The organism is Shewanella sp. SW24, from assembly GCF_025653395.1.
GTDB classification, from domain to species: domain Bacteria; phylum Pseudomonadota; class Gammaproteobacteria; order Enterobacterales; family Shewanellaceae; genus Shewanella; species Shewanella oncorhynchi.
Genome location: NZ_JAKKSH010000005.1, coordinates 131309 through 157224, shown reverse-complemented (window position 1 = coordinate 157224; position 25916 = coordinate 131309). Strand labels below are relative to the sequence as shown.

At 45.7% G+C, this 25916-nt stretch carries 28 protein-coding genes; 3 read left to right on the top strand and 25 right to left on the bottom strand.

From position 1 onward, the window contains the following. Positions 1-43 precede the first annotated feature (43 nt). From hcp to ffh, 8 genes are all read right to left on the bottom strand, one after another. Entirely contained in the window at positions 44-1708 is a 1665-nt protein-coding gene (hcp, locus tag L5M17_RS06585) for a hydroxylamine reductase (RefSeq protein ID WP_113940658.1), read from the bottom strand. A gap of 215 nt (positions 1709-1923) precedes the next feature. Continuing rightward, a complete protein-coding gene (gene tyrA / locus L5M17_RS06580; protein WP_263146078.1) occupies positions 1924-3063 on the bottom strand; it encodes a bifunctional chorismate mutase/prephenate dehydrogenase in 1140 nt (379 codons plus the stop codon). A gap of 27 nt (positions 3064-3090) precedes the next feature. Further along, a complete protein-coding gene (locus L5M17_RS06575; protein WP_263146076.1) occupies positions 3091-4182 on the bottom strand; it encodes a 3-deoxy-7-phosphoheptulonate synthase in 1092 nt (363 codons plus the stop codon). A 260-nt stretch (positions 4183-4442) separates the two neighbouring features. After that, entirely contained in the window at positions 4443-4796 is a 354-nt protein-coding gene (gene rplS / locus L5M17_RS06570; RefSeq protein ID WP_006080791.1) for a 50S ribosomal protein L19, read from the bottom strand. Between the two features lie 34 nt (positions 4797-4830). Next, the gene (gene trmD / locus L5M17_RS06565; protein WP_263140465.1) at positions 4831-5577 is read right to left on the bottom strand and encodes a tRNA (guanosine(37)-N1)-methyltransferase TrmD; all 747 of its coding nucleotides are present in this window, start codon (positions 5575-5577) and stop codon (positions 4831-4833) included. 15 nt (positions 5578-5592) lie between these two features. Further along, positions 5593-6123 (bottom strand): ribosome maturation factor RimM, encoded by a 531-nt coding sequence (gene rimM / locus L5M17_RS06560; RefSeq protein ID WP_263146073.1) that lies wholly within the window; start codon positions 6121-6123, stop codon positions 5593-5595. Positions 6124-6143: 20 nt separating this feature from the next. Then, complete coding sequence (gene rpsP / locus L5M17_RS06555) at positions 6144-6395, bottom strand: 30S ribosomal protein S16 (RefSeq protein WP_006080788.1); 252 nt, start codon at positions 6393-6395, stop codon at positions 6144-6146. 217 nt (positions 6396-6612) lie between these two features. Further along, complete coding sequence (ffh, locus tag L5M17_RS06550; RefSeq protein WP_006080787.1) at positions 6613-7986, bottom strand: signal recognition particle protein; 1374 nt, start codon at positions 7984-7986, stop codon at positions 6613-6615. Positions 7987-8275: 289 nt separating this feature from the next. On the opposite strand from ffh, the gene L5M17_RS06545 reads away from it, so the two are divergent. Both L5M17_RS06545 and L5M17_RS06540 read left to right on the top strand, forming a co-directional pair. Further along, entirely contained in the window at positions 8276-9064 is a 789-nt protein-coding gene (locus L5M17_RS06545) for an inner membrane protein YpjD (protein ID WP_028760813.1), read from the top strand. Between the two features lie 99 nt (positions 9065-9163). Next, a complete protein-coding gene (locus L5M17_RS06540; RefSeq protein WP_113940661.1) occupies positions 9164-10438 on the top strand; it encodes an HlyC/CorC family transporter in 1275 nt (424 codons plus the stop codon). Positions 10439-10568: 130 nt separating this feature from the next. Here the strand turns inward: L5M17_RS06540 and L5M17_RS06535 are convergent, their stop codons facing one another. The 12 genes from L5M17_RS06535 to rpoE all read right to left on the bottom strand — a co-directional run bounded on the left by L5M17_RS06535 (position 10569) and on the right by rpoE (position 20661). Beyond that, on the bottom strand, positions 10569-11093 hold the full coding sequence (locus tag L5M17_RS06535) for a DUF962 domain-containing protein (RefSeq protein ID WP_105249854.1): 525 nt from the start codon (positions 11091-11093) through the stop codon (positions 10569-10571). Positions 11094-11302: 209 nt separating this feature from the next. Further along, positions 11303-11686 carry a holo-ACP synthase gene (gene acpS, locus L5M17_RS06530; protein ID WP_028760816.1) on the bottom strand — a complete coding sequence of 128 codons (384 nt, stop codon included), beginning with the start codon at positions 11684-11686 and terminating at the stop codon, positions 11303-11305. Next, on the bottom strand, positions 11686-12423 hold the full coding sequence (gene pdxJ, locus L5M17_RS06525) for a pyridoxine 5'-phosphate synthase (RefSeq protein ID WP_248084318.1): 738 nt from the start codon (positions 12421-12423) through the stop codon (positions 11686-11688). Before pdxJ ends, acpS begins: the two co-directional genes overlap by 1 nt. A 70-nt stretch (positions 12424-12493) precedes the next feature. Beyond that, on the bottom strand, positions 12494-13204 hold the full coding sequence (gene recO, locus L5M17_RS06520) for a DNA repair protein RecO (RefSeq protein ID WP_212599987.1): 711 nt from the start codon (positions 13202-13204) through the stop codon (positions 12494-12496). 28 nt (positions 13205-13232) lie between these two features. After that, positions 13233-14249, bottom strand: coding sequence for a GTPase Era (gene era, locus L5M17_RS06515; protein WP_028760819.1), 1017 nt, complete (start codon positions 14247-14249; stop codon positions 13233-13235). Continuing rightward, positions 14246-14926 (bottom strand): ribonuclease III, encoded by a 681-nt coding sequence (rnc, locus tag L5M17_RS06510; protein ID WP_012088603.1) that lies wholly within the window; start codon positions 14924-14926, stop codon positions 14246-14248. The genes era and rnc overlap by 4 nt, the downstream gene beginning before the upstream one ends. A 1-nt stretch (position 14927) precedes the next feature. After that, complete coding sequence (lepB, locus tag L5M17_RS06505; RefSeq protein ID WP_168823422.1) at positions 14928-15845, bottom strand: signal peptidase I; 918 nt, start codon at positions 15843-15845, stop codon at positions 14928-14930. A 183-nt stretch (positions 15846-16028) separates the two neighbouring features. After that, positions 16029-17819, bottom strand: a complete 1791-nt coding sequence (gene lepA, locus L5M17_RS06500) for a translation elongation factor 4 (RefSeq protein WP_028760822.1) — start codon at positions 17817-17819, stop codon at positions 16029-16031. A 166-nt stretch (positions 17820-17985) separates the two neighbouring features. Beyond that, entirely contained in the window at positions 17986-18459 is a 474-nt protein-coding gene (locus tag L5M17_RS06495) for a SoxR reducing system RseC family protein (RefSeq protein WP_263146064.1), read from the bottom strand. 10 nt (positions 18460-18469) lie between these two features. Continuing rightward, a complete protein-coding gene (locus tag L5M17_RS06490; protein WP_028760824.1) occupies positions 18470-19402 on the bottom strand; it encodes a MucB/RseB C-terminal domain-containing protein in 933 nt (310 codons plus the stop codon). Positions 19403-19414: 12 nt separating this feature from the next. Next, positions 19415-20041, bottom strand: coding sequence for a sigma-E factor negative regulatory protein (locus tag L5M17_RS06485; protein ID WP_263146062.1), 627 nt, complete (start codon positions 20039-20041; stop codon positions 19415-19417). Positions 20042-20082: 41 nt separating this feature from the next. After that, complete coding sequence (gene rpoE, locus L5M17_RS06480; protein WP_028760826.1) at positions 20083-20661, bottom strand: RNA polymerase sigma factor RpoE; 579 nt, start codon at positions 20659-20661, stop codon at positions 20083-20085. A 190-nt stretch (positions 20662-20851) separates the two neighbouring features. Here rpoE and nadB point away from each other — a divergent pair, with 190 nt between their 5' ends. After that, a complete protein-coding gene (gene nadB, locus L5M17_RS06475) occupies positions 20852-22465 on the top strand; it encodes an L-aspartate oxidase (protein WP_028760827.1) in 1614 nt (537 codons plus the stop codon). Positions 22466-22499: 34 nt separating this feature from the next. On the opposite strand, the gene L5M17_RS06470 is transcribed toward nadB, so the two are convergent. The 5 genes from L5M17_RS06470 to nhaA form a co-directional block, all read right to left on the bottom strand. After that, positions 22500-22940: a protein YgfX gene (locus L5M17_RS06470; RefSeq protein ID WP_263146060.1), complete on the bottom strand. Its 441-nt coding sequence runs from the start codon at positions 22938-22940 to the stop codon at positions 22500-22502. Then, positions 22921-23169, bottom strand: a complete 249-nt coding sequence (locus tag L5M17_RS06465; protein ID WP_173246130.1) for a succinate dehydrogenase assembly factor 2 — start codon at positions 23167-23169, stop codon at positions 22921-22923. The genes L5M17_RS06470 and L5M17_RS06465 overlap by 20 nt, the downstream gene beginning before the upstream one ends. 85 nt (positions 23170-23254) lie before the next feature. Beyond that, positions 23255-24163: a transcriptional activator NhaR gene (gene nhaR, locus L5M17_RS06460; RefSeq protein WP_028760830.1), complete on the bottom strand. Its 909-nt coding sequence runs from the start codon at positions 24161-24163 to the stop codon at positions 23255-23257. Positions 24164-24277: 114 nt separating this feature from the next. Then, positions 24278-24664: a hypothetical protein gene (locus L5M17_RS06455; RefSeq protein ID WP_105249860.1), complete on the bottom strand. Its 387-nt coding sequence runs from the start codon at positions 24662-24664 to the stop codon at positions 24278-24280. Positions 24665-24666: 2 nt separating this feature from the next. Beyond that, positions 24667-25836 (bottom strand): Na+/H+ antiporter NhaA, encoded by a 1170-nt coding sequence (gene nhaA / locus L5M17_RS06450; RefSeq protein ID WP_263146057.1) that lies wholly within the window; start codon positions 25834-25836, stop codon positions 24667-24669. Positions 25837-25916: the final 80 nt, after the last annotated feature.

Here is a 25916-nt window from a genome sequence, read left to right as displayed (position 1 = left end):
TAAACAAGCCAAAACCGCAGTTCAGCAACAATTCTTGGTTGATTTAAGCCACGTTTAACATATTTTTTAAATCGGCTTCGACTGTCGTGGTATTACGCAAGCCAAATTTATCTTCCAAAATTTTGGCTAAATTGGCCGTCAGGAACGCAGGTGGCGTCGGGCCTGTTCGAATATTTTTAACGCCAAGTGACAACAGCGTCAGCAGTACTACAATGGCTTTTTGCTCAAACCAAGAAAGCACTAAGCTCAGAGGTAATTCATTGATATCACATTCAAACACTTCAGCTAATGCAATCGCTAACTGAATCGCTGAATAGGCATCGTTACATTGGCCCACATCGAGCAAACGTGGAATACCGTTAATGTCACCAAATTCGAGCTTATTGAATTTGTACTTACCACAGCCTAGCGTCAGGATTATTGAATCCTTAGGTGTGGATTTAGCAAGTTCAGTGAAGTAGCTTCTGTCGGCTTTGTCGCCATCGCAACCGCCAACAAGGAAGAAATGCTTAATCGCACCACTCTTCACATTTTCAACCACGGCGGGCGCTGCGGCCATCAAGGCATTACGGGCAAAACCAATAGTGATAGTGTGTGGGATTTCATCATAGATAAAGCCTTCTAAGGCTAACGCTTTATCAATGACAGCCGAGAAATCATCTCCTTCGATATGCACCACACCAGGCCAGCCCACTATGCTGCGAGTAAAGATACGATCACTATAACTACCCACATTTGGATCGATAATACAGTTAGATGTCATCACCACAGCGCCAGGGAAATTGGCAAATTCTTGCTGTTGATTCTGCCAAGCACTGCCGTAATTTCCGACAAGATGTGCATATTTTTTAAAGGCTGGATACGCCAGTGCAGGAAGCATTTCACCGTGGGTAAACACATTGATACCCTTGCCTACAGTCTGCTCGAGAATAAGCTCTAAATCCTTCATGTCATGGCCAGAGACTAGTATGGCTTTGCCCTTAACTGACTTAGTGTTGACCACAGTTGGCTCAGGATGACCAAAGGCCTGAGTTTCACCCGCATCCAGCATTGCCATTATGCGGTAGTTCAACTGACCTATGTCCATAGCCGTAGTAAACAGCTTATCGCCATCAACACTCGGCTCACCTAAGAAAGACATGATTTCATGGAAGCGCCCTGCCACATCAGCATCAGTCTGACCCAACACGCGAGCATGCTCCATATAAGCAGCCGCACCCTTAAGGCCATATAAACACAATAACCTCAATCCCATGATGTCTTCATGAACTTCATGCTTATCTTTATTCAGCAGTGCAATCGGCGCCTGCGCTAGCATTTCAATCTTACTGGTCCCCAGCACTAACTGAGCGACTTGCGGCACTTGCTCAGCAGCAATACCGGCTTGTTCACAAGCCGCTTCGTAAGAAGCTTTTAACTGAGCACGATACTTAGCCGCCTGCTGGGTATAGGCCATAATGCGCTCATCATCGAAGTTGACGTTGGTGAGGGTCGCGAAAAAGGCTTTAGGCACAAAACTATCAATTTCAGCATCGATAATGCCCAGCTCGCGAGCTTTAACCGCATATACAGACACGCCTTGTAGCATGTAAATCAGCAAGTCTTGTAGATCGGACGTTGCCGCCAGCTTGCCACACATACCTTGAGAATAACTACAACCATTGCCAGCGGGTGTACGAATGGTTTGCTCACACTGAATACAGAACATGGATAGACTCCTAATTTAAATTCATGCTTTATTTTTGCATGTTTAAAACTAGTCTACCTAAACGTGCCATAAGCGACAGTCATTTCTAAAGTGAGATGCTAAATGTTAGAGAAAGATCACCTTAAGCAATTGCTAATTAATACAATGTGAACTGTTAAAAATCCATAAAAAAACGCCCATCAATGATGGGCGTTTTAAAAGTAACTGTTTATTTATTAATTGGTTTTCATATCATTAACCGATTGCAGCATAATACGGCTTTCACGCTGGAATTGAGGTGCAAAATCCCCAAACCATTTGGCGACACTTTGGAACTGCTTAATAAACTCGTTCCTGTCACCCCGTTTTAGCAGTTCTAACGCTTCACGGTAGTTATCTAAATAATCACCAATAGCATGCTGGCTATCTTGCTGGGCAAAAATAATATCGGCGTAAAGCTCTGGGCTTTGGGCGAATAAGCGCCCTACCATAGCCAATTCTAATCGGTAAATCGGCGAGCTAAATTGCAGTAAAGTATCGATATCGGCCTCTTCCTTACACAGATTCAAACCATACACAAAGGTCGAGAAGTGACGCATTGCCTGCACTAGCTGCATCGCACTGTCGTGACGCTCTGGTTCTGCTTCGACAATCCGAGCTCCCCAAATGGCGATCTGCTCAAGCAACCACTGGTATTTTTCCGGCGAGCGACCATGACACACCACCACGACTTGCTTCGCCAGACTGCCCACATCAGGACCAAACATAGGATGAAAACCAACGACGGGACCAGAATGCGCCTCAAGCATGGCTTTAACCGGCTCAGTCTTGATGGAGGTCAAATCTGCCAGAATGCAGTCGGCTGGTAATTGGGTCAGCTTTTCACGAATAAGCTCGCAAGTAATCGCAATCGGCACAGTCACTAACACCATGCCCGCATCGGCAAATAAGCTATCCGCTTGCTGCCAATCGTCTTTATCGAGCAAATTCACTTGGTAGCCGGATAAAGTCAGCATTTGTGAAAATAGTCCACCGAGTTGCCCTTTACCGCCGACAATCACCACTGAGCCAAGATCTTTTTTAACTTGCTTAAAACCAACATCTTTTTCATTGAGGTAAGACTCACGCATCAAGCGACGCAAAATATCTTCGATCAACTGCGGCTCGATTCCCATAGTTTTTGCTTCTTCACGGCGTTTAGCCAGCATGGCTGCTTCACGCTGAGGTGCATAAATAGGTAAACCGGCGCCGTGTTTCACCGTGCCCACTTGCGCCACGAGATCCAAGCGCTTACGCAGTAAGTGCAGTAATTGCTGATCAACACCATCAATCAGGCCGCGAAGGTGTTCTAATTCGGCCGTTGTTTTTTCATTCATACCTGAGTCCATTAAGCTGTAACTAATTTAAGCGTTAGCTACTTTAAGCATATCGAAACGCGTTGGAAGTATTGAAGATAACTTCGCTGCGCCTTCCCGTAAAATGGTTTCTGTTTTTTCCCAACTAATACAAGAATCTGTTACAGAAACACCGTAAGCTAGCTCGCTTAATGGCCTATCACAACTTTGATTGCCTTCATTTAAATGGCTTTCAAGCATGACGCCAATAATCGACTTATTGCCGTTAAAAATCTGCTCGAACACATTTTCACAGACAGGCTTTTGGCGGCTGTAGTCTTTGGATGAATTGCCATGGCTGCAATCGATGATCAAACGTGCATTGAGTTTGGCTTTATGGAGCTGCGTTTCACACTCTGCCACACTCGCCGCATCATAGTTGGGCGTTGCACCACCGCGTAAAATCACATGGCCATCGGGATTGCCCGCAGTTTGCAATAATGCGACTTGGCCCTGCTGGTTTATGCCCATAAATCTGTGGCTACTGGCCGCCGATTTTAGCGCATTAATCGCTACATCGAGCTTACCATCGGTGCCATTTTTAAAGCCCACTGGCATAGAAAGACCCGATGCCATTTCCCTATGAGTCTGCGATTCAGTGGTGCGAGCACCAATGGCAGACCAAGTGACAAGCTCAGAAATGTACTGAGGACTGATAGGATCGAGTGCTTCGGTGGCAACAGGCAGTCCTAACTCGGCCAACCAAATCATTAGCTCACGGGCCATTTTCAGGCCTTTTTCGACATCGAAGGATTCATCCATATCGGGATCATTGATCATGCCCTTCCAACCTACCGTAGTACGCGGCTTTTCAAAGTAGACTCGCATTAAGATATAAAACTCATCACTGAGTTCATCGTGCAGAGTTTTAAGCCTTAAAGCGTATTCTTTTGCGGCGGCGATATCATGAATTGAGCAAGGGCCAGTGACAATCAATACTCGATTGTCACGCTTATGAACAATATCAGCCACAGTTTTACGGGCATTGAGGATATAACGATAAGCATGCTCAGAGAGTGGCAAGGCATTTTTAAGCTCTTGCGGCGTGATTAAGACTTTCTCTGAACTGATGTGTACGTTGTTAATCGTATCTTGTTGCATGCTTACCACCTAAGACTTAGTGTTTAACCCAGTTGTCGAAGCAGGACTTCAAGTCAGCTTGGGTATTCATTTCGGATATAAAATAGCGTAAATCCATCGCAATGTACTTTTGTAATGCTACACCATTACAATCAGGCGACCACTATGCCTGTTCATTCTCTTTAGATCAAGTATAAATACTCAAAAAACAGCAACAAAAAACCGCCACTAGGGCGGTTTTCTGTGCGAACACTACGTCTTGTTTTCTGTAGCGGTAACTATTACTTAGTTGCCAGCTTCTCACGGATACGTGCAGATTTACCTGAACGATCACGCAGATAGTACAGTTTGGCGCGACGAACGCGACCACGACGCTTAACTTCAATGCTAGCGATCAGTGGGCTGTGCGTTTGGAATGCACGCTCAACACCTTCGCCATTAGAGATTTTACGTACTGTGAATGCAGAGTGCAGACCACGGTTACGCTTAGCAATTACAACGCCTTCAAAAGCCTGTAAACGCTCTTTATCGCCTTCTTTAACACGAACCTGAACGACTACTGTATCACCAGCACCAAACGCAGGTACGTCTTGTTTCATTTGCTCATCGTTGAGCATTTTAATGATGTTGTTCATAACTTACTCCGTTCTAGAATTAACTGAGCTACGACTAAGCATGCTTGTCCATTGCTTCAACGAACTGCGCTAATAGAGTCGTTTGTTCGTCAGTCAGAGCTAGATTTTGCAATAATTCTGGCCGTCTAAGTAAAGTCCTACCAAGGCTTTGCTGTAAACGCCAGAGTCTAATTTGTTCGTGGTTGCCACTTAGCAGCACTGCCGGTACGTCAAGACCATCCAAGCTTTCAGGGCGAGTGTAATGTGGACAATCCAGTAAACCGTCGGAGAAAGAATCTTGCTCCGCCGAAGCTTGTTTTCCTAGCACGCCAGGAACCAATCTCGATACTGAATCTATCAGAGTCATCGCCGGTAATTCGCCGCCCGAAAGCACGTAATCCCCTATCGACCACTCTTCATCCACTTCCGTTTGAATGATGCGTTCGTCAATACCTTCGTATCGACCACAGACCAAAATCAAACGTGATGATTGAGCCAACTCAGTGACGCCTTGCTGATCCAGCTTGCGTCCTTGAGGTGACAAATAAATCACCTTCGCACCTTCACCCGCTGCGGCTTTCGCTGCATGGATGGCATCGCGCAAGGGTTGCACCATCATCAACATTCCGGGACCACCGCCGTAAGGCCTGTCATCTACCGTATTATGTCTATCATGGGTGAAATCACGGGGATTCCACGTGTGCAACTCGAGCAGGCCGTTTTTCACGGCTCGACCCGTAACTCCAAAGTCTGTCACGGCACGGAACATCTCTGGGAACAGGGTTATTACCCCTAACCACATCTGTTGTACCTCGACTTAGAAGTCAGGATCCCAATCCACTAAAATCTGTTTACCTTGCAGATCCACCGTTTTGATGAACTGCTCAGGGACAAAGGGGATCATACGTTCCACTTTGCCGAAACTATCTTTAGCGTTGGCTTTAACAAGTAATACGTCGTTCGATCCTGTTTCCACGATCTGATCGACAATCCCCATGTTATAGCCTGTTGTATTGACCACTTCGCAACCGATGAGATCACGCCAGTAGAATTCATCTGCTGGCAAATCGTTCATCTGTTCCGGCAAAATCGCAATCTCACTATTTGTGAGCATTTGCGCTTGCTCCCGTGTTTCTACGCCATCAAGTAAGGCAACAACGGCCTTACCTTGATAACGCCACTGGGTGACCTTTATTTCGCGCCATTCACCATTTTCTTTAATAAGCCAAGGTGAATAGTCAAAGATACCTTCAACAGAATCGGTATAGGCGGTGATTTTCAGCCAACCTTTAATGCCATGACAGGAGCCTAATTTCCCCAGTACGACTGGCTGTTGGTTACTGCTCATCAATCTATACCTTAACGCTATTAAGCTGTTGCTTTACGAGCGTCTTTGATCAGTTTTGCTACACGTTCTGTAGCAGCTGCACCGTTAGAAACCCAGTGCTCAACGCGAGCTAGGTCTAAACGTAAAGTTTCTTCTTGGCCACGGGCCAATGGGTTGAAGAAACCAACACGCTCGATGAAACGACCGTCACGAGCGTTACGGCTATCAGCAACAACGATGTTGTAAAATGGACGCTTTTTTGCGCCGCCACGAGCTAAACGAATGGTAACCATGCGTTTTCAATCCTCTAATGATTTGCTTGAAGCAAAAATAAAAACTGGAACCCCGTGTTCGCGAAGAGTCCCAGATAGAAAGCCGGAAGATTTTACCTGACTTTCCAACGAATGCAACCAAAGATGGCGATTATTACGCCTGCGCCCTCAGTAAGCGGTTCATTGTTGCCAGATTCAACCGACTGATAAAGTGCTAAGTTTAACTAAAAATGCCCGATTAACGTCCCGGAAATTTCATTCCTGGCGGCATCATGCCACGCATTCCGCGCATCATTTTTTGCATGCCGCCTTTAGCAGACATTTTTTTCATCATCTTTTGCATTTGAGTAAACTGTTTCAATAAACGGTTTACATCTTGAATTTGCGTGCCAGAACCAGCTGCGATGCGACGTTTGCGTGAGCCCTTGATTAAATCAGGGTTCTTACGCTCCTTGGAAGTCATCGAATTAATGATGGCTTCCATTTGACCTGTCATCTTGCCGTCTTGGATTTGCGCTAAGGCTTCTGGGGGCAATTGACCGACACCGGGCAGTTTTTCCAGCATATTCATCATGCCGCCCATATTTTTCATTTGCTGTAACTGCTCACGGAAATCTTCTAAATCGAAACTGCCACCTTGCTTCACTTTCGAAGCCAGCTTCATGGCCTTTTCTTTATCGACGCCGCGCTCAACTTCTTCGATAAGCGATAACACATCGCCCATGCCCAAAATGCGTGAGGCAATACGGTCTGGATGGAATGGCTCTAACGCGTCGGTCTTTTCACCCACACCGAGGAATTTAATCGGCTTGCCCGTAATGTGGCGAATCGATAACGCCGCACCACCGCGCGCATCACCATCGACTTTGGTTAAGATAACCCCTGTCAGTGGCAAAGCTTCGTTAAACGCCTTAGCGGTGTTTGCCGCATCTTGACCTGTCATAGCATCAACAACGAACAAGGTTTCGATAGGCTTAACCGCTGCGTGTAAGCCTTTGATCTCGTCCATCATGGCTTCGTCGACATGCAGACGACCCGCGGTATCGAGGATCACCACATCGATAAACTTTAATTTAGCGTGGGCAATCGCCGCTTTCGCAATGTCGATTGGCTTTTGGCTAACGTCCGATGGGAAAAACTCCACCGCCACTTCTTGCGCTAACGTCTCAAGCTGTTTAATCGCCGCAGGGCGATAAACGTCAGCACTGACGACTAATACCGATTTTTTATGGCGTTCGCGTAAAAATTTACCCAGTTTGGCCACACTGGTGGTTTTACCCGCACCTTGCAGACCTGCCATCATAATCACAGCTGGCGGCTGAGTGGCTAAATCTAGGGCTTCATTCGCCTCGCCCATGGATTTTTCAAGTTCACTTTGAACTATCTTAATAAAGGCTTGACCTGGGCTTAAGCTTTTAGAGACTTCTTGGCCAACGGCACGTTCTTTTACGTTATTAACAAATTCGCGCACCACAGGCAGGGCAACATCGGCCTCCAGCAGTGCCATACGCACTTCGCGCAGGGTTTCCTTAACGTTTTCTTCAGTTAAGCGACCACGGCCACTGATATTTTTCAGTGTGCGTGACAGTCTGTCGGTTAGGTTCTCAAACATCGTCCTGTTCTATACCTTTAAGAATCTCGATTGATGGGCTGTATTATAACGATGCATGCGCATTATGCTACTGCTGCACCCATCTTGATTGTGGTTAAGTGTTTTACTTGCGCTGAGTCATGTTTTATTGTCGTCGACACACTATTTAACCCTAACAATAAGAATCTGCTAAATTTTGCAACTCATGTCACTGCCCATTTGCCGACAGCTCATGTTATTCTAGGGAAAATATTGATCTGTATGCCCCGTTTTTAAGGCACCTTTAACTACACAAATAGGTTAATTACCCATGGTCATCTTTTCTGCCTCAGCCATGTTTTTTTATTGCATTGCATTGGTACTAGTGACGAGTCGATTGTTTCACCCAGACGGTCCGAATCGCCGTGCTGTCGCAGGCTTTGCCGCTATTGCGGTTATTTTACATGCCGCAGCATTATCACAAGTGATTTTCACCACAGATGGCCAAAACTTTAGCCTGACGAATGTGATTTCCTTAGTGAACTGGATTATCGCTTTTACTTTTACGATATTGATGTTCAGGCTGAAGGTCATCGTCGTCGTGCCCGTGGTTTATGCCTGCTCAGTGCTTTCGGTTGCCCTACTCTGGTTATTGCCACCTAAATTCATCACGCATTTTGAGCTTTATCCTGAAGTATTAGCCCACGTCGTGTTGTCACTCATGGCCTACAGCGCCCTGATGATTGCCGCCCTGTATGCGATACAACTGGCGATGATCCAAAATAAACTGAAGAAAAAACAATTTATGCTGAGCCCTGGCATTCCGCCGCTGATGACAGTTGAAAAACAGCTTTATCATCTGGTGATTATCGGCGTTATCTTGCTCAGTTTGTCGCTCGCGACTGGTTTTATCTTCCTTGAAGATATGTTCGCCGATGGTAAAGGTCATAAGGCAATTCTGTCGATAATGGCTTGGTTTGTATACATTACTATGCTGTGGCAACAGTATTGGGTCGGTTGTAAAATTCGTACCGCAGTCATTTATACTCTGACTGGCGCATCCTTACTTTCGCTCGCATATTTTGGCGCGCGCATTGTCAAAGAGTTAATCCTCAACTAAACATTTATGTCGGCTGGGGCAGTTATTGCTGCGGCCGACTTGACACTTTTTTTAAATGTCGGTATTTACTTAAGTTTACTGGCCACATTGGAGCCTTTTTTGGACGCTATATCGACAAGCGCACTCCTGATCGTTTTACTAGTGCTTATCCTATTCTCTGCCTATTTTTCAGGCTCAGAAACCGCAATGATGACTCTCAACCGTTACCGTTTACGCCACTTAGCCAACAATGGCCATAAAGGGGCGATTAGAGCCTTGAAGTTACTTGAGCGTCCTGACCGTTTGATTGGATTGATCTTAATTGGCAATAACTTAGTCAATATTTCCGCATCTGCTATTGCGACTATCATTGGTATGCGTCTTTGGGGCGACTTAGGGGTCGCTGTTGCAACTGGCGTGCTTACGTTAGTCGTGCTCGTTTTTGCTGAAGTCACGCCAAAAACCATCGCCGCGCTAAATCCTGAGCGTATTGCTTTTCCCTCTAGCATTCTGCTACTTATACTTTCCTCGACCTTTGCCTATGTTGTCTCAAGCGTTAATTTGATAACCACAGGCATCTTACGTTTGATGGGGATAAAAACCGTTAATAGTAGCGATGCGCTAAGCCAAGAAGAGTTGCGCACTGTGGTACATGAGGCAGGGGCACTCATCCCCCGACGCCACCAAGAAATGCTGTTATCTATCTTGGATTTAGAGAAAGTCACCGTTGAAGATATTATGGTGCCACGCTCAGATATCTACGGAATTAACGTTAATGACGAATTTAAGGTTATCAATCGTCAGGTGATCCAAAGTCCACATACCCGAGTGTTAGTGTATCGCGACACCATAGACGATGCAGTGGGCTTTATTCATCTACGCGATGCCCTGCGCCTCCAATCTAAAGAGCAATTTAGCAAGTCATCTTTGCTACGTGCAGTGAAAGAACTCTACTTTGTGCCAGAAGGTACGCCACTCAATGTGCAACTAGCTAACTTCCAACAAAATAAAGAGCGCATCGGCTTAGTCGTTGATGAATATGGTGATATTCAAGGTCTAGTAACACTCGAAGATATTCTCGAAGAGATTGTCGGCGACTTTACCACTTCTATGTTGACCACCCCGAGTGAAGACATTAAGGTCCAGCAAGATGGCAGCTACTTAGTTGATGCGGGCATTACGATCCGCGATTTGAATAAAGAAATGAAGTGGAACTTTCCCACCGATGGCCCTAAAACCCTCAATGGTCTGATTCTGGAGTATCTGGAGGAAATTCCTTCTGCGAATACCAGTTTACGTTTAGCAGGTTATCCATTAGAGATAATTGATGTGTCAGAAAATATGATTAATACAGTGAGAATTATCCCGCTGTATTATCATCCCCCCAGAGTTTAATCCTCAATTTTGAGCATAAAAATTGGCCGAACCACGCGAGTTAAGATGTGGTCCGGCCGACGATTTCCTCCAAGCGATGATGCTCCCCCAAGCTATAAATCTATCTACTCTAATTCACTATCTAGCCAAGCTATGCAGACTTTTTCGCCTCAAGTATACGGCGCTTCTCAAGCGCCATTGGCGTTATCTGGGCGTTCAGCGCCTTTTCTAAGCCCAACATAAAATACACTTCCGCCATTAAGAAAAATGGCCCAATTAATAGCTGATTTAAGTCATCCACAAAGGCAGGCTTGGCTTTTTCATATTGATGGCCGATTAGCTGGAATACCCAGCCCACCACAAATACCCCTAGGGCAAGCCAAGTGGCACCGGCGATATGCGCCGCCCACTCAGTAGTGAGCAGCACAGGTACCATAAATAATATGAGCCCCATTGAAAGCCTTAAGTGTAAACGGACATAATAGGCCAACACGAATATACCGACTATCACTGCTAAACTTGTCTCTCCCATACTGCCCAGCGGAATACGCACTGTGGCCAGCAACAGGAAAGCAGACCAAATAATCAGTGGGATGCCAATAAAATGGGTCTGAATATTACGCTGATTTAAATGCACACTTTTGTAGGTCGATAACTGCTCTGCGGCGGATTTCATGTCGGGTTCCTCTTCATTTGCCCCTGCTTTTACGTGCGCCAAATTGAGCGACGCGCAAGCCATAAACTAACGTAAAACAATTAAGCTGAACAGTAAAAGTAAATAAATTGTTGCATTCAGTAATTTAGCACTGATTTGGATACCCATCCAGAAATGAAAAAAGGAACCCTAAGGTTCCTTTTTTACCACCAACAGACGCAAACTCGGGTTTATTGAGACTCTATGATTACCGTCGCAATCGCATAGGATTTTTCATCGGCAATAGAGATATGCCCAACCGTCGCTTTAAGCTGCTGTAAGCGCGTCAGCGCACCCTCGGTAAAGTGAATCGTCGGTGCACCATCCTCATTGTTGCCAATGTGAATATGCTGAAACGACACACCGCGGCCAATACCCGTACCGAGGGCTTTGGCTGCGGCTTCTTTTGCCGCAAAACGCTTGGCAAGATAACGACTTGGCTGACTATGGGCAGTATAAATGGCTAACTCAGACTCGGTCAGCACACGTTTCGCCAGCTTGTCACCTGCGCGTGCCACATGGACCTGAATACGCTCAATCTCGACGATATCTGTGCCTAGGCCGACAATCGCCATTATTCGCCTCGACGACCTTCAAGCATTAACACTTTCATGTCTTTCACTGCTGTCGCTAAACCGTCAATGGCGGCACGTGCGACAATCGCATGACCGATATTGAGTTCATATAACTCAGGAATCGCCGCAATCGGTTTCACGTTGTGATAATGCAGACCATGACCTGCGTTAACCACTAAACCTTTGCCATGGGCGTATTTTGCCATTTCGCTAATACGCGCTAACTCAGTGGCTTCTTCTGCTTCCGTTTTAGCATCGGCATAACAGCCCGTATGAATTTCAATAAGCGGTGCGCCAGAGGCAACAGCGGCATCAATTTGAGTTTTATCGGCATCGATAAATAAGGAGACTTGAATACCCTCAGCAGCTAAACGACTAACTGCAGCAGTGATTTTATCTAATTGTCCCGCCACATCTAAGCCACCTTCAGTGGTGACTTCTTGACGTTTTTCTGGCACTAAACAGACATAGGTCGGCTTAATTTCACAGGCGATGTTAAGCATTTCTTCGGTCACAGCGCATTCAAAATTCATGCGGGTTTTCAAGGTTTTTGCCAACAAATATACATCGCGGTCTATGATGTGGCGTCTGTCTTCACGCAAATGAATAGTGATGCCATCGGCGCCAGCATGTTCAGCAACGGCAGCAGCATGCACAGGATCAGGATAACTGGTGCCACGGGCTTGGCGCAGAGTAGCAATATGGTCGATATTCACGCCCAATAAGATACGGCTCATCGGGAACTCCTTAATGTTTAACGCTGATATTGCGGCCTATTGTACTTAGGCTCACGCTAAAAAACAGGAGCTAGGGCGAATTATTCCCATCAATCTTAGTTGGTACGGCAGTGCTGACGAACAATTGTCGACTCAACAAAGGTTTAGTCCCGAGTAATGGCGTTAACAGGGAGCGCATCAACAACTTCGCGCTCAAAAAATGTGCTTCGGTGAGCTGGTTATCGTTAAGCGCCGTCAACATTGCCCCTTGGTAGGCGTTGCGAGCACGGGAGTTAAGCACAAATTGAAAACCTAACTCAGGCACGAGCTGGTAATAATCGTCAGGCACGAGTGGTTCACCTTGAGTATCGCGGCTAAGAGAAGGCATAAAACCTAATTCCCGCAGCAAGGCAAGCTCAATATAACGCAGTTGGGATTGGCAAAACTTCGCGGCAAGGCCGACTAAAGCTTGATGATAAATGAGGAACAACTCTTCGGCATTGTGCTGTACAGACAAAGTGCGAACCAATAACTCATTGATATACATGCCAGCAAACAAGCTTTGACCAGAAAGAGGCACAGCAGGCGCAGCGGCTTCGACTTGAGTTAAGGTTTTTAATTCAGACTTACCGCTAAATTCGAAGATCAGCGGTTGAAAGGGCTGGAGAATACTCTTGATAGAGCGCTTACCGCTGCCGGTTCGGGCAACCACATCAACCCGTCCAATGCCGTCAACTAACAGGTTAACTAAGACACTGGACTCTCGATATGGGCGATGATGTAAAACGTAACCACGTTTCATCGGTAAGCGCGCTCGCTGAAATTAATGCTTAATCGTCGCCGTAACCTAAGCTACGCAAGGCGCGTTCATCATCGGCCCAACCGGATTTCACTTTCACCCACACTTCGAGGAAAACTTTATTATCAAACAAGGTCTCCATGTCTAAGCGAGCTTGAGTTGCGATAGTACGAATACGTTCGCCCTTGCTACCAATCACCATACGTTTTTGACCTTCACGCTCAACAAGGATCAAGGCATTGATTTGATAAACACCATTTTCCATCATCTTGAACTGTTCAATCTCAACTGTCGCATCATAGGGTAATTCATCACCTAAGAAGCGCATCAGTTTTTCACGCACAATTTCCGACGCCATAAAACGTTGCGAACGATCGGTAACATAGTCTTCAGGGAAGAAGAAAGGTCCTTCAGGAATCGACGCCGCCGCTAGCTCTAAAATGCGCTTAACGTTGGTACCTTTACTGGCTGAAATCGGCAAAATTTCATCGAAAGGATATTTTTTGGCGACTTCTTCCAAATACGGGAACAGCGATTCTTTGTCTTTGATATTGTCGACTTTATTGATCGCCAGAATTGTCTGACGCTCTTCACCGCCACGGCGTAATTTACTCAACACCATCTCATCATCGGCGGTCCACGTCATGCCATCGACCACAAAAATCACCATAGCCACATCGGCAAGCGAACTGGCTGCTGCGCGGTTCATCAGGCGGTTAATCGCCCGCTGCTCTTCTATGTGTAAACCAGGTGTATCGATGAACACGATTTGCTTCGGACCATCGGTATGAATACCCATGATACGGTGGCGCGTTGTTTGTGGCTTTTTAGAAGTAATACTCACCTTCTGACCAAGCAAACGGTTGATTAACGTTGATTTACCGACGTTAGGGCGACCAATGATCGCCACCATGCCGCAATAAGTGACATCGTATTGGGCCGACGGCGTTGGCGCGGCCGCATTCATCCTTGCCAGTAATTCATCTAAACTCGGCTCAGTTGCCGCTTTTGCAGCATCGATACCTGACAAGTCTGTTTTTTTGGTCATTTCTTTAGTAACTCCAATACTTGAGCGGCCGCGATTTGCTCGGCTTTACGGCGTGAACTCGCCACACCAATGACGCTTTGGCTCAAGTCTTCAATACGACATTCAACGGTAAATGTCTGATCGTGGGCATCGCCTTCTATGTTGATTACTTGGTAATCAGGCAGCGGCTTTTTAAACCCTTGTAAATGTTCTTGCAGTAATGTCTTAGCGTCTTTCTGACTGATCCCAGGTTGGATTTCGGCCAAACGCTCGGCATACCATTTCAACAGTAATGCACGGCAAACTTCGAGATCGGAATCAAGGTAAACGGCGCCAATAATGGCTTCAACTGCATCGGCAAGAATCGACTCGCGTCTAAATCCGCCACTTTTCAACTCGCCAGGACCGAGATATAAATAATCGCCGAGCTTAAACTCTTGGGCGATGATAGTTAAGGTATCACCGCGAACTAAGGTGGCACGCATCCGGCTTAAATCGCCTTCGGTTGCCTTCGGAAACTGATGATACAAAGCATCAGAAATCACGATAGATAAAATTGAATCACCTAAAAACTCTAAGCGCTCATTATGCTTATTTGCCGCACTTCTGTGGGTCAGCGCTTGAGTCAAAAGCTCAATATTCTTGAACTCATAACCTAAGGTACGACACAAACGTGGCAAATTTTTAATCGGTTCCATGCTATTTAATTCCACCTACACGCTCAAAACGCACACCGCTAGGCACCCAAGTTGGGAGGAAGTCGGCTTTTGAACGGTCAAATTCAAAACTAATCCAAATCGCTACCGCTTTACCAACAAGGTTCTCTTCTGGCACAAAGCCCCAGAAACGACTGTCGGTACTGTTATCGCGGTTATCACCCATGGCAAAGTAATGGCCTTCTGGCACTAAAAATTCACCCGCGGGTAAATTACCTTCGCGCTTAAAATACCCCAGCATGTCAGGTCGACTTGGGTTGATCAAGATATCGTGGGCGACATCACCCAATTCCTCTTTATAACGCAGCAACGGCACACCATCTTGGCTGTAATCACCACGACTGATCTCAGTGCGGGCGATAACTTGCGGTTCTGGGCAAGCTGTTTGCTCAACGCCACAGGCCTTCTGGATCATCAACTGCTTGTTACGGTAAATAATTCTATCACCCGGTAAACCGACAACACGTTTGATGTAGTCAATTTGCGGATTTTCAGGATATTTAAATACCACCACATCACCGCGTTTGGGCTCACCAGTTTCAACCAGTTTAGTGCGCCATACGGGATCTTTAAGCCCATAACTAAATTTTTCCACCAGAATGAAGTCGCCCACTAAGAGGGTTGGCATCATAGAACCCGATGGGATTTGAAATGGCTCATAAATGAATGAACGTAGGATCAACACAAAGGCAATCACAGGGAAGATAGAATGCGCGGTTTCGACTATGGTCGACTCACGAATGATTTGGTACTCAGCTTCTTCAGTTAAATTCGCTTGTGATGCCTTTGCTAACGCTAAACTCTCACGACGCTTTGGGGCGAAAACGAGCACATCGACTAACCAAATAAGTCCTGAGATCAGGGTGATTAGCACTAGAATAATGGAAAAATACGCTGCCATTGCTTATTGAACTCCTGCCTTAAAAATAATTAAAGGTGCCTAACTCAGCGAATATCATACTTTAGTTAACTTACCGTATTCGACCTTGGTAAACCAAAGTGATAAACCAATGCGATAACCTAACTAAAGCGCCGCAAACAGCGGCGCAATAGTCAACTAAATTGTCACTTCTTATACTAACGATTACTCGTTTAGCTTAAGTACCGCTAAGAATGCTTCTTGTGGCACCTCAACGTTACCTACTTGCTTCATCCGTTTCTTACCCTCTTTTTGTTTATTTAAGAGTTTTTTCTTACGAGAAACGTCGCCGCCATAACACTTAGCCGTTACGTCTTTACGCAGGGCTTTCACGGTTGAACGTGCAATAATTTGACTGCCCACCGCCGCTTGAATCGCAATATCAAACATCTGACGTGGAATAAGTTCTTTCATCTTATCCACTAAGGCTAAACCACGGTGACGAATGTTTGATCTATGGATAACCATAGCCAAGGCGTCGACTCGGTCGCCGTTGATGAGAATATCTAAACGCACCATGTCTGCAGGATCGAAACGAATAAAGTTATATTCGAGGGATGCATAGCCACGGCTAGTGGACTTCAAACGGTCGAAGAAATCCATGACCACTTCCGCCATTGGCAGATGGTAAGTTACAGCCACTTGGTTACCGTGGTAAACCATGTTCACTTGGGTGCCACGTTTTTCAATACACAGGGTAATCACGTTACCTAAGTATTCTTTTGGCACTAAAATGTTGGCCTCAACAATCGGCTCACGCATTTCTTCAATGTTGTTAATCGCAGGCAGATCAGACGGGTTATCAACGTAAATCGTTTCACCGCTGGTCATGACAACTTCGTACACTACGGTTGGCGCAGTGGTGATCAACTCTAGGTTGTATTCACGCTCTAAACGCTCTTGTACGATTTCCATGTGGAGCAGGCCTAAATAGCCAATGCGGAAACCAAAACCGAGTGCCGATGAACTTTCAGGTTCAAAGAATAATGACGCATCGTTCAGGCTGAGTTTGTTCAACGCATCACGGAAGTTTTCATATTCGTCGGTCGAAATTGGGAATACGCCAGCGTATACCTGTGGCTTCACTTTCTTAAAACCAGGTAACGGCTTTTCAGCACCATTTTTGGCTAAAGTTAACGTATCGCCCACGGGCGCGCCGTGAATTTCCTTCAGACCCGCAATCACAAAGCCGACTTCACCGGTTTTAAGTTCGGTTTTGTCAGTTTGTTTTGGCGTGAAAATACCCACGCGATCCGCAGTGTGGTTTTGCCCTGTAGACATTACCTTAAACTTGTCACCTTTTTTCAGGCTACCGTGTTTAATTCGCACTAACGACACTACGCCTAAGTAATTATCAAACCAAGAATCGATGATCAAGGCTTGCAATGGTGCGTCAGGATCGCCTTCTGGCGGTGGAATTTTGGCAACAATGACTTCTAAAACCTCATCGACACCGACACCGGTTTTAGCCGAACAACGCACAGCATCCATCGCATCAATACCGACGATATCTTCAATCTCGGCAGCAACACGTTCTGGATCGGCTTGTGGTAAGTCAATCTTGTTTAAAATGGGCACCACATCTAGATTCATATCCAGCGCGGTATAACAGTTTGCCAGTGTCTGAGCTTCAACGCCCTGACCCGCATCAACCACCAGCAAAGCACCTTCACAGGCAGCTAATGAGCGCGAGACCTCGTAGGAGAAGTCAACGTGACCAGGGGTATCAATAAAGTTGAGTTGATAGACAAGGCCATCTTTGGCTTTATAATCCAAAGTGACACTTTGTGCCTTAATCGTAATACCACGCTCACGTTCTAGATCCATAGAATCTAAAACTTGAGAATCCATTTCACGGTCGGTTAAACCGCCACAAACCTGAATAAGACGATCTGATAGCGTCGATTTACCATGGTCGATATGGGCAATAATTGAGAAGTTTCTAATTTGTTTCATTATGCTGCAATGACTAATACTGAAAATGGATACGGTTCAAAGGAGCGAAATTGTACCTGATTGCGGTTTCAATACCAATCACATTCACTCCTACTTAAGACAGGCCGATAAAACAACGTCCAAAACCGCAGTTAGCTGTTATTTGATAAAAAATAACACATTGAAATTATTGAGCTAATTCGTTTAAATTGATGTTCCTACCTAAATAGGCCAAAATCACAGGCTGAGCATCAACTTCTAAACGTTTGGCCTGTTGCTTACCAAAAGACCACGCAATCAAGGCACCAACGGCCGCAAAGCCCATGGCACCTAGGTTAGGATTAAACTCAAGCAACTGGCCTAAAAATTGTCCTAACGCTGCGCCGACAAACAGGCCAAACAGCGGCATTAAATAGATTAATGCTGCTGCTTTGAGGATCACGCTCTCGGGAAGGCCTAATTTGAGTAATTCACCAGCCTCACAGCGGCGGTCACTCTGAATAGAAAATTGCTGGGTTTTCGAGGAAAAAGCCTGAGCGACAGCAGAGGTCCCGCAAGACTCACTGTTACTGCAGCTCTTGCAGGTACTCTTAAGTTCCACTTCAACCGTCAACCAGCCTTGACTATCACTGGAGACGACTCTGGCAATTTCTTCCATCATAATCGGCGTCCTATTCTAGCGTCAGACTTTTAGCAATGCGCGTTAGAGTTTCTGTCGGCACTTTACCCACAGCAACCACTTCGGCATTACCGACTTTTTCTGAGACTAACGACAAGCCATTACGGGTAATTAATTCTTCAGGCAATGGACTCGTGCCCGCTCGCGCCACATAAACAGAAATATTTGCCAGTCCATCGGTCAGTGCTATGTATTCCACCGCTTCGTGACTGCCAATTAATCTATGGTGGTCGCGCACTACCACAGTAAAACCTGCGGGTAACCAAGCAAATTGCCAGTTTTGACCGTCTTGGCGCTCGGCTTGATCGATAACTGCCGGCCACTCTTGCTTATAAGCCTCTTGCAAAATGGCTGGCGGCTCGCTGAATTCAATGAGTTCAATCACCATGATCTGCTCAAGTAATTGCTTATCTTGAGTCAGCATGTCGTATCTCAGCGGCAGATAGGTTTCCATATCAAGCCAAATTTGAAAGCCATAACGGAATTCATCATTAGGCAACAGGCGGATCATCTGCCCCGGACGCCCAGCGATACGGGTACGGCCACCGAGTACAAACTGATAACCCACTTCTAAATCCGCCATATTGGCAGAGAAAGCAGCAGGCCAGACACCTTGAATATGATTAGAAACGATACTATACGCAGGCTCATCGTGCTCAATAAAGGTGACACGATTACCTACACGCACTGCATTTTTGGGTGGACCGTTAAGGTATTCTAGAAAGGCAACTTCTTGATTATTCACCTTACCATGCAGGTAAACCAAAGGCCGAATATGATCGGCCTGAAGTTGAATAATCGATGCTTTAAACTCTTTCTCTCGTAAAGCCTGACTCATTTTCTCGAGCCAAGCTTTGGCAGGCATGTCTTCCTGCGCGGTTGCAGGAAAGACCAAGGCTAATAAAGCCAACAGGATTAGACGCAAGCTAACTCCTCGTTATTGATTGACCGGAACGGGTACGACCTCGGTATTGTCCTCTACAACCGCACCAGTATTCAATCGTTGTTGCAACATATGATCTTGGATATAAGTATTAATTCGGCGACGTTGCTCATTCACCTGATCATTGGTATAGCCTTGATTCTGTTGTACAGGACCGGTTTGTAGGCTCACAGGTGATGCGCTACCAATAAGCGGCCTTGTAATTAACACGGGCGATGGTGACGCGGCATCATCGGCAGTTTGATTGTAATTCTGCACACCCACAATCGCAAACATAGCAACCGTCGCAGCAATGGCATATTGGCCAAATTGCTTAAATAAAGGTACGACGCGGCTTTGCTCCGAATTGGCGGCAATTTGTGGCGTTACAGGTGCAGTGACTTTAGACACATGATGCTTAGGCGCAACTATCGCTGGCTCAAGTTCAATGGCGGCAGCAATGCTAGCAGAGAGATCTAACACAATAGTCTGCGGCAATTCGCCACGCATGGCATCGCCTATCATATGATAGTTATGCCATTTATCATGTGAATGTGTATCAGCAGATAACTCTGCCATGGTCTGTTCATCAGTCTCTCCATCGACTGCGGCAGATACCCATTCTTGACCTAATTTATCCATTTTTCACCTGTCTAAATATAAGGGTTTCTTAAAATAAGAATTTAGGCTTCCAGCAAAGGCTGGAGCTTTTTATCGATTGCTTCTCGTGCTCGGAAGATACGTGATCTTACGGTCCCGACAGGACAATCCATGACTATGGCAATATCTTCGTAACTCATACCATCGAGTTCACGCAATGAGATGGCCATTCGTAATTCTTCAGGCAAGGTCTCTAATGTATCGAAAATCACTTTTTTGATTTCATCCGATAACATTAGCCGTTCTGGGGAGGCAAACTCCTTCAGCGCGTCACTACCTTCGTAATATTCGGCATCTTCTGCATCAACATCATTCGCAGGCGTTCTACGCCCCTGTGATACGAGATAATTCTTCGCAGTGTTTACTGCGATGCGGTACAACCAAGTATAAAATGCACTTTCACCGCGAAAGTTTGGCAAAGCTCTGTAAGCTTTGATAAACGCTTCCTGTGCGACATCAGCAACGTCCGCTTGGTTCCGTACATAACGGGATATCAAGCTAATGACTTTACTTTGATATTTAAGCACTAACAGGTTAAAAGCGTTTTTATCACCTTGTTGTACGCGCTCAACTAATTGTTGATCACTTAATTGTCCACTCATCCGAGCCGACTTCTCCTAAATCTAAAATGCTGATTTCTCAGTCGCTCGAATCATATTCACTTATGTAGACTCGCGGGCTTTGAAAAAGTTCTAAAAATTATACAAAAAAAGTAAGGTAAAAAGGAAAGTACCCATAATCGGTGAGTTGGTTTACCATAGTTGGCACTCTTCAGTCACATCATGATACCCGATGAAACAAGTAGTTGAACACCAATCTGACATATTAGTCATAGGTAGCGGTGCCGCAGGTCTGACACTAGCTTTGCATCTTGCTGAAAAAGCAAAAGTAATTCTGCTTTCAAAAGGCCCACTCTCGGAAGGGTCGACTTACTACGCCCAAGGCGGTATCGCCTCCGTCTTCGACGAAAGTGACACTATCGAATCCCATGTTGCAGACACCTTAATCGCAGGGGCGGGTTTATGTGACAAAGACGTTGTCACTTTCACGGCTGAAAATGCCAAGAGTGCGATGCAATGGCTTATCGAATGTGGCGTCGCCTTCGATAAAGAAGAAACCACAGACGGTAATGCAAAAGACGCACCTTACCATTTAACCCGTGAAGGCGGCCATAGCCACAGACGTATTCTGCACGCTGCCGATGCTACAGGCAAGGAAGTGCAAACCACACTGCAAGAGCGCGCACTCGCCCATCCCAATATTCAAGTTTTAGAACGCTATAACGCCATCGACCTCATCACCACCCGTAAGTTAAATCGCCCAGGTAATCGTGTGTTAGGCGCTTATGTGTGGAATCGTAATGAAGAACACGTCGAAACCGTTAAGGCCAAGTTTGTTGCGTTAGCAACAGGCGGTAGCTCTAAGGTTTATCAATATACCTCAAACCCCGATGTCGCTAGTGGTGATGGTATTGCCATGGCATGGCGTGCAGGTTGCCGCGTGGCGAATATGGAGTTCAACCAATTCCATCCGACGTGTTTATACCACGCAGATGCGCGCAACTTCTTACTCACCGAAGCCCTGCGTGGAGAAGGTGCTTATCTGCGTCGTCCTGATGGCAGCCGCTTTATGCCGGACTTTGATGAACGCGCTGAACTCGCTCCCCGTGACATCGTTGCCCGAGCCATCGACTACGAGATGAAACGTCTGGGTGCCGACTGTGTGTATCTGGATATCAGCCATAAAGATGCTGACTTTGTGATGAAGCATTTTCCGACCATCTATAGCCGTTGCTTAGATCTAGGAATTGATATCACTAAGGATGCGATTCCTGTGGTACCCGCCGCACACTATACCTGCGGTGGTGTGATGACAGATATGCACGGTCAGACGGATCTCAATGGTCTCTATGCTATTGGTGAAGTCGCCTATACGGGCTTACATGGTGCCAATCGTCTGGCGAGTAACTCGTTACTCGAATGTTTAGTGTTTGCCCGTGCGGCATCACAGGACATAGAAAGCCAACTGCATAAAATTCAAATCCCGGGACAAATTCCAGCATGGGATGAAAGTAAAGTGTCGAACTCTGATGAGGAAGTGGTCATCGCCCATAACTGGCACGAACTGCGGTTATTCATGTGGGACTACGTTGGAATTGTACGCTCTGATAAACGTCTAGAGCGAGCACTGCGCCGCTGCCTGATGTTACAGCAAGAAATTCAGGAATATTACAGTAACTTCAGGGTTAGCAATAACTTGCTCGAATTACGTAACTTAGTGCAAGTGGCCGAATTAATTATTCGCTGTGCCATGGAGCGTAAAGAAAGCCGTGGGCTGCATTTTAATATCGATCATCCAGAGAAATTAGACGCGCCTCGCCCAACAATTTTACTACCAGAAAAGTAACGGCATACGCATAGATTACTTCATCATAAACAGACTAAATCTCAGAATGAGGTTTAGTCTGTTGCATTTTAGCCCGCAGCAACAGCCGACATAAATGTCGATAGTCAGTATCGTCTAACATATCTGCCCAAACCAGCAAGAGCCGTAGCTGAGTATCCACTTTGATATAAATAAAGCAAACAAAGGGCGTGACCCAAGTGCGTTTTAGTACCTGAAAGTGCTCCCCCGTTGACAAACGTCCCTCGCCTTTATCACTCAGCACAAAATCTAAACGCCAATGCTGCAGTCGCCACAACTGCGACAGCAAAAAAATACTAACAAGTACGATAAACAAATATTTAAGCAGAGATAAGGCGATAATGTCGCTTTGGGGCCAAAGCAGAAATGAGCTAGAACAGACACCAATAAAAACGACCAACGAGAGTCGTTGGTCGAAAGAGGCTTTTACACTGAAACTATGGTGCCGGTCTTCCACGGACTTTCACTATCATACGAGCCAGTTCAATATCAGGGCACACTTCATGGCCCATAAACCAAGCAAACAATTCTGGATCTTCACATTCCAACAAACGGATAAACACGGTTTTATCTTCATCGGACATTTCTTGATAGAAGTTTTCAACAAAAGGTTGAAGCAAGACGTCTAATTCCAGCATCCCACGGCGACATGCCCAGCGAACCCTTGCGATGTTCATTAATTCCAAGGTATTTCTCCCAACACAGATTTGGCATTAGTCTATCAGTTCACTGACTAAAGTGTCGATTAACCCTTCATATTGACTTACAAAATTAGCATTGTTGTACTTGCGTATCGAGCCCCTCAAAGAGATCGCTAAAATCTGTATCCAATAATCGCTTTACCGCAGGATGTTGGATCATACGTTCGGCAAACATCACATGGTATTCCTCTTTCACATCGGTGGTTTCACCGAGCAAATTCATACCATGGGAAATCACTTCTTGGCGATAAATCGACGGTGTGACAAAAATACCTCGTTTAAGGTAACCAAAGGCTTTCATCATGGCCGCATCATCGAACTCACCTAAGATACTGACTTTAAGGTTTTGCTCGTCAAACCAGCGATATAGCTGTTGTCCAAGTGAGGTTCTGCGGCCGGGGATTAATAGCTGGCCTTGCTCTAAACAAGCCGGAAAATCAGCGCTATAAGTCTCAGCGGAGAAAAAACTCACGCCACACTCGCCCAATTTTTTAGATAAAATTTCAGGGTATTTCAGTGACTCACCTGCACAATCCGAAAGGATCATATCCAGTTTATGCTCACGTAAACGCGCCATTAGGCTCTCGTGAGTCGCCTCATAGCAGGCTAAGTGCATAGAATTGTCATTAGGCACTACAGATAATAAAACTCGGCTGACTAAAGCTTTAGATAAGGCATCGGCAATACCCACCTCGAATAACATGGCATCCGCTTTTTGATAATTAAGTAAATCGAGCATTTCATAGCTAAGGCTAAACATCTTATCGGCGTAGCGAAACACCAATTCACCTAACTCTGTCGCCTCCAATGTCCGACCGACTCGCTTGAACAGACTGCCGTTTAACCTATCTTCTAAGGCACGAATTTGCCCCGTTATCGTTTGCGGCGTTAAACATAGGGCTTCGGCCGCCTTCGCGACTGAGCCCTTTTTCTTAATCATCCAAAAATAATACAAGTGGTTATAATTCAAGTGCAGCATGCTAACCCGCTGTTAATGCTCCCTCAAACGCCAAAGCGCTGAGGGGTTACTGTGTTATTTTAAACTCGATAGTTTAAAATCAGATGATTAAAAACCTGATGATTCCCAGTCAAGTTACTTTAAACGCTGGCAGTCGAGTAGGTTAGTAACTATGCCTTGTAACTGCTCCAAATCGGCAGCATTCCCCAGACTTACCGCTTCAGTGACTCCTGAAACTAAAACGTTACGTTCAGGAATACGTTCGGCGCAATAGGTTCGATTCGCTTCTTGGAAACGTTTACCACCGCGATACTTAAGTGCCCTCGATTCATAACCATTAGTTTCTAATCTCGCCCCTAAGGAATCAGATTTAAACATCAAAGCGCCATCCACTATTCCTTCAAGATAGCTTTGGCAAGTCTGCGAGTTTGCATCCTGATTACAGGCCGAAATTTGCGATGCCGTCGCGGTTGTCGATAAACATAAGAGCGTTGCTATTCCCATTAATTTCAACTTTATCATAGTTATACTCCTTTATTAGGTAACACTTTTGATAACCAGAAATACCCGACTAACGCTGCCATAATCGAACCGATTAAGGTTCCTAGGCGTGCTAAGTCACCGTACATAGGGTCTGCATGTTCAAAGGCTAACGACGCAATAAACATAGACATAGTAAAACCAATACCGCACATGGCCGCGACGGGGGCAATTTGCTTCCAACCTACGCCATCAGGCAATTGCGCTAATTTTAGTTTCACCGCAATAAAGCTAAATAACATTACACCGATTGGCTTACCTAACATCAGACCCAATGCAATACCAACAGGAACAGGAGAAATTAACGTCTCCAAATTCATATTGCCGACATAAACACCCGCATTAGCAAAAGCAAACACTGGCAAAATGAGGAAAGTACTCCAAGGATGCAAACTATGCTCTAAGCCTTCTGAGGGTGAACTGCCATCCTTTGCCCGCAATGGAATACAAAAAGCAATGATGACGCCAGCCAGAGTCGCATGCACTCCAGACTTAAGTACGGCAACCCAAAGAATTAACCCTAAGATGCCATAGGGTAAAAGTGAGATAACCCCTTTGCGGTTTAACCCAACCAAGCCCGCAATCGCTAAACTGGCAATCACTAAACTGATGGTTGATAGGTCAGTACTGTAAAACAGCGCGATAATCACTATGACGCCTAAGTCATCGATGATAGCTAAAGCAAGTAAGAAGACTTTCAGTGAAACAGGAACGCGGCTTCCGAGCAGTGCCATAATACCTAAGGCAAAGGCAATATCGGTCGCGGCAGGAATCGCCCAGCCCGCTTGTGTGACAGGATCACCGTAGTTAAACAGTAAGTACACACCAGCAGGGACTAACATGCCGCCAATGGCTGCAAAGGTAGGCAGGGAAGCTTGAGCGACACTCGATAAGGCGCCTTCAAGTAACTCACGTTTCACTTCTAAACCAATCAGCAAAAAGAATATGGCCATCAAGCCATCGTTTATCCACAGGATAAGTGGCTTGTGTATGTTGAGCTCGCCAATTTTGACTTGAACGTCAGTGCCTAAAAAGCCTTGATAAAGTCCAGATAAGGGGGAATTGGCCATCAGCATGGCTAAGGCAACAGCAACCAATAACAGGATACCGCCAGCCGACTCTTGGCTCAGAAAATTTCTAATTGCTTTTTCCATCTTGCACTCCTAAAAATCATAATGAATTGAGTGTAGACGAATTGTAATAACAAATATAATCGTAAGTTTCTCCCTAACAC

Excerpts from the sequence above, each read along its gene's own strand:
- hcp (WP_113940658.1), bottom strand. The coding sequence starts at position 1,708 with ATGTTCTGTATTCAGTGTGAGCAAACCATTCGTACACCCGCTGGCAAT.
- tyrA (WP_263146078.1), bottom strand. The coding sequence starts at position 3,063 with ATGAATGAAAAAACAACGGCCGAATTAGAACACCTTCGCGGCCTGATT.
- L5M17_RS06575 (WP_263146076.1), bottom strand. The coding sequence starts at position 4,182 with ATGCAACAAGATACGATTAACAACGTACACATCAGTTCAGAGAAAGTC.
- rplS (WP_006080791.1), bottom strand. The coding sequence starts at position 4,796 with ATGAACAACATCATTAAAATGCTCAACGATGAGCAAATGAAACAAGAC.
- trmD (WP_263140465.1), bottom strand. The coding sequence starts at position 5,577 with ATGTGGTTAGGGGTAATAACCCTGTTCCCAGAGATGTTCCGTGCCGTG.
- rimM (WP_263146073.1), bottom strand. The coding sequence starts at position 6,123 with ATGAGCAGTAACCAACAGCCAGTCGTACTGGGGAAATTAGGCTCCTGT.
- rpsP (WP_006080788.1), bottom strand. The coding sequence starts at position 6,395 with ATGGTTACCATTCGTTTAGCTCGTGGCGGCGCAAAAAAGCGTCCATTT.
- ffh (WP_006080787.1), bottom strand. The coding sequence starts at position 7,986 with ATGTTTGAGAACCTAACCGACAGACTGTCACGCACACTGAAAAATATC.
- L5M17_RS06545 (WP_028760813.1), top strand. The coding sequence starts at position 8,276 with ATGGTCATCTTTTCTGCCTCAGCCATGTTTTTTTATTGCATTGCATTG.
- L5M17_RS06535 (WP_105249854.1), bottom strand. The coding sequence starts at position 11,093 with ATGAAATCCGCCGCAGAGCAGTTATCGACCTACAAAAGTGTGCATTTA.
- acpS (WP_028760816.1), bottom strand. The coding sequence starts at position 11,686 with ATGGCGATTGTCGGCCTAGGCACAGATATCGTCGAGATTGAGCGTATT.
- pdxJ (WP_248084318.1), bottom strand. The coding sequence starts at position 12,423 with ATGAGCCGTATCTTATTGGGCGTGAATATCGACCATATTGCTACTCTG.
- recO (WP_212599987.1), bottom strand. The coding sequence starts at position 13,204 with ATGAAACGTGGTTACGTTTTACATCATCGCCCATATCGAGAGTCCAGT.
- era (WP_028760819.1), bottom strand. The coding sequence starts at position 14,249 with ATGACCAAAAAAACAGACTTGTCAGGTATCGATGCTGCAAAAGCGGCA.
- rnc (WP_012088603.1), bottom strand. The coding sequence starts at position 14,926 with ATGGAACCGATTAAAAATTTGCCACGTTTGTGTCGTACCTTAGGTTAT.
- lepB (WP_168823422.1), bottom strand. The coding sequence starts at position 15,845 with ATGGCAGCGTATTTTTCCATTATTCTAGTGCTAATCACCCTGATCTCA.
- lepA (WP_028760822.1), bottom strand. The coding sequence starts at position 17,819 with ATGAAACAAATTAGAAACTTCTCAATTATTGCCCATATCGACCATGGT.
- L5M17_RS06495 (WP_263146064.1), bottom strand. The coding sequence starts at position 18,459 with ATGATGGAAGAAATTGCCAGAGTCGTCTCCAGTGATAGTCAAGGCTGG.
- L5M17_RS06485 (WP_263146062.1), bottom strand. The coding sequence starts at position 20,041 with ATGGATAAATTAGGTCAAGAATGGGTATCTGCCGCAGTCGATGGAGAG.
- rpoE (WP_028760826.1), bottom strand. The coding sequence starts at position 20,661 with ATGAGTGGACAATTAAGTGATCAACAATTAGTTGAGCGCGTACAACAA.
- nadB (WP_028760827.1), top strand. The coding sequence starts at position 20,852 with ATGAAACAAGTAGTTGAACACCAATCTGACATATTAGTCATAGGTAGC.
- nhaR (WP_028760830.1), bottom strand. The coding sequence starts at position 24,163 with ATGCTGCACTTGAATTATAACCACTTGTATTATTTTTGGATGATTAAG.
- L5M17_RS06455 (WP_105249860.1), bottom strand. The coding sequence starts at position 24,664 with ATGATAAAGTTGAAATTAATGGGAATAGCAACGCTCTTATGTTTATCG.
- nhaA (WP_263146057.1), bottom strand. The coding sequence starts at position 25,836 with ATGGAAAAAGCAATTAGAAATTTTCTGAGCCAAGAGTCGGCTGGCGGT.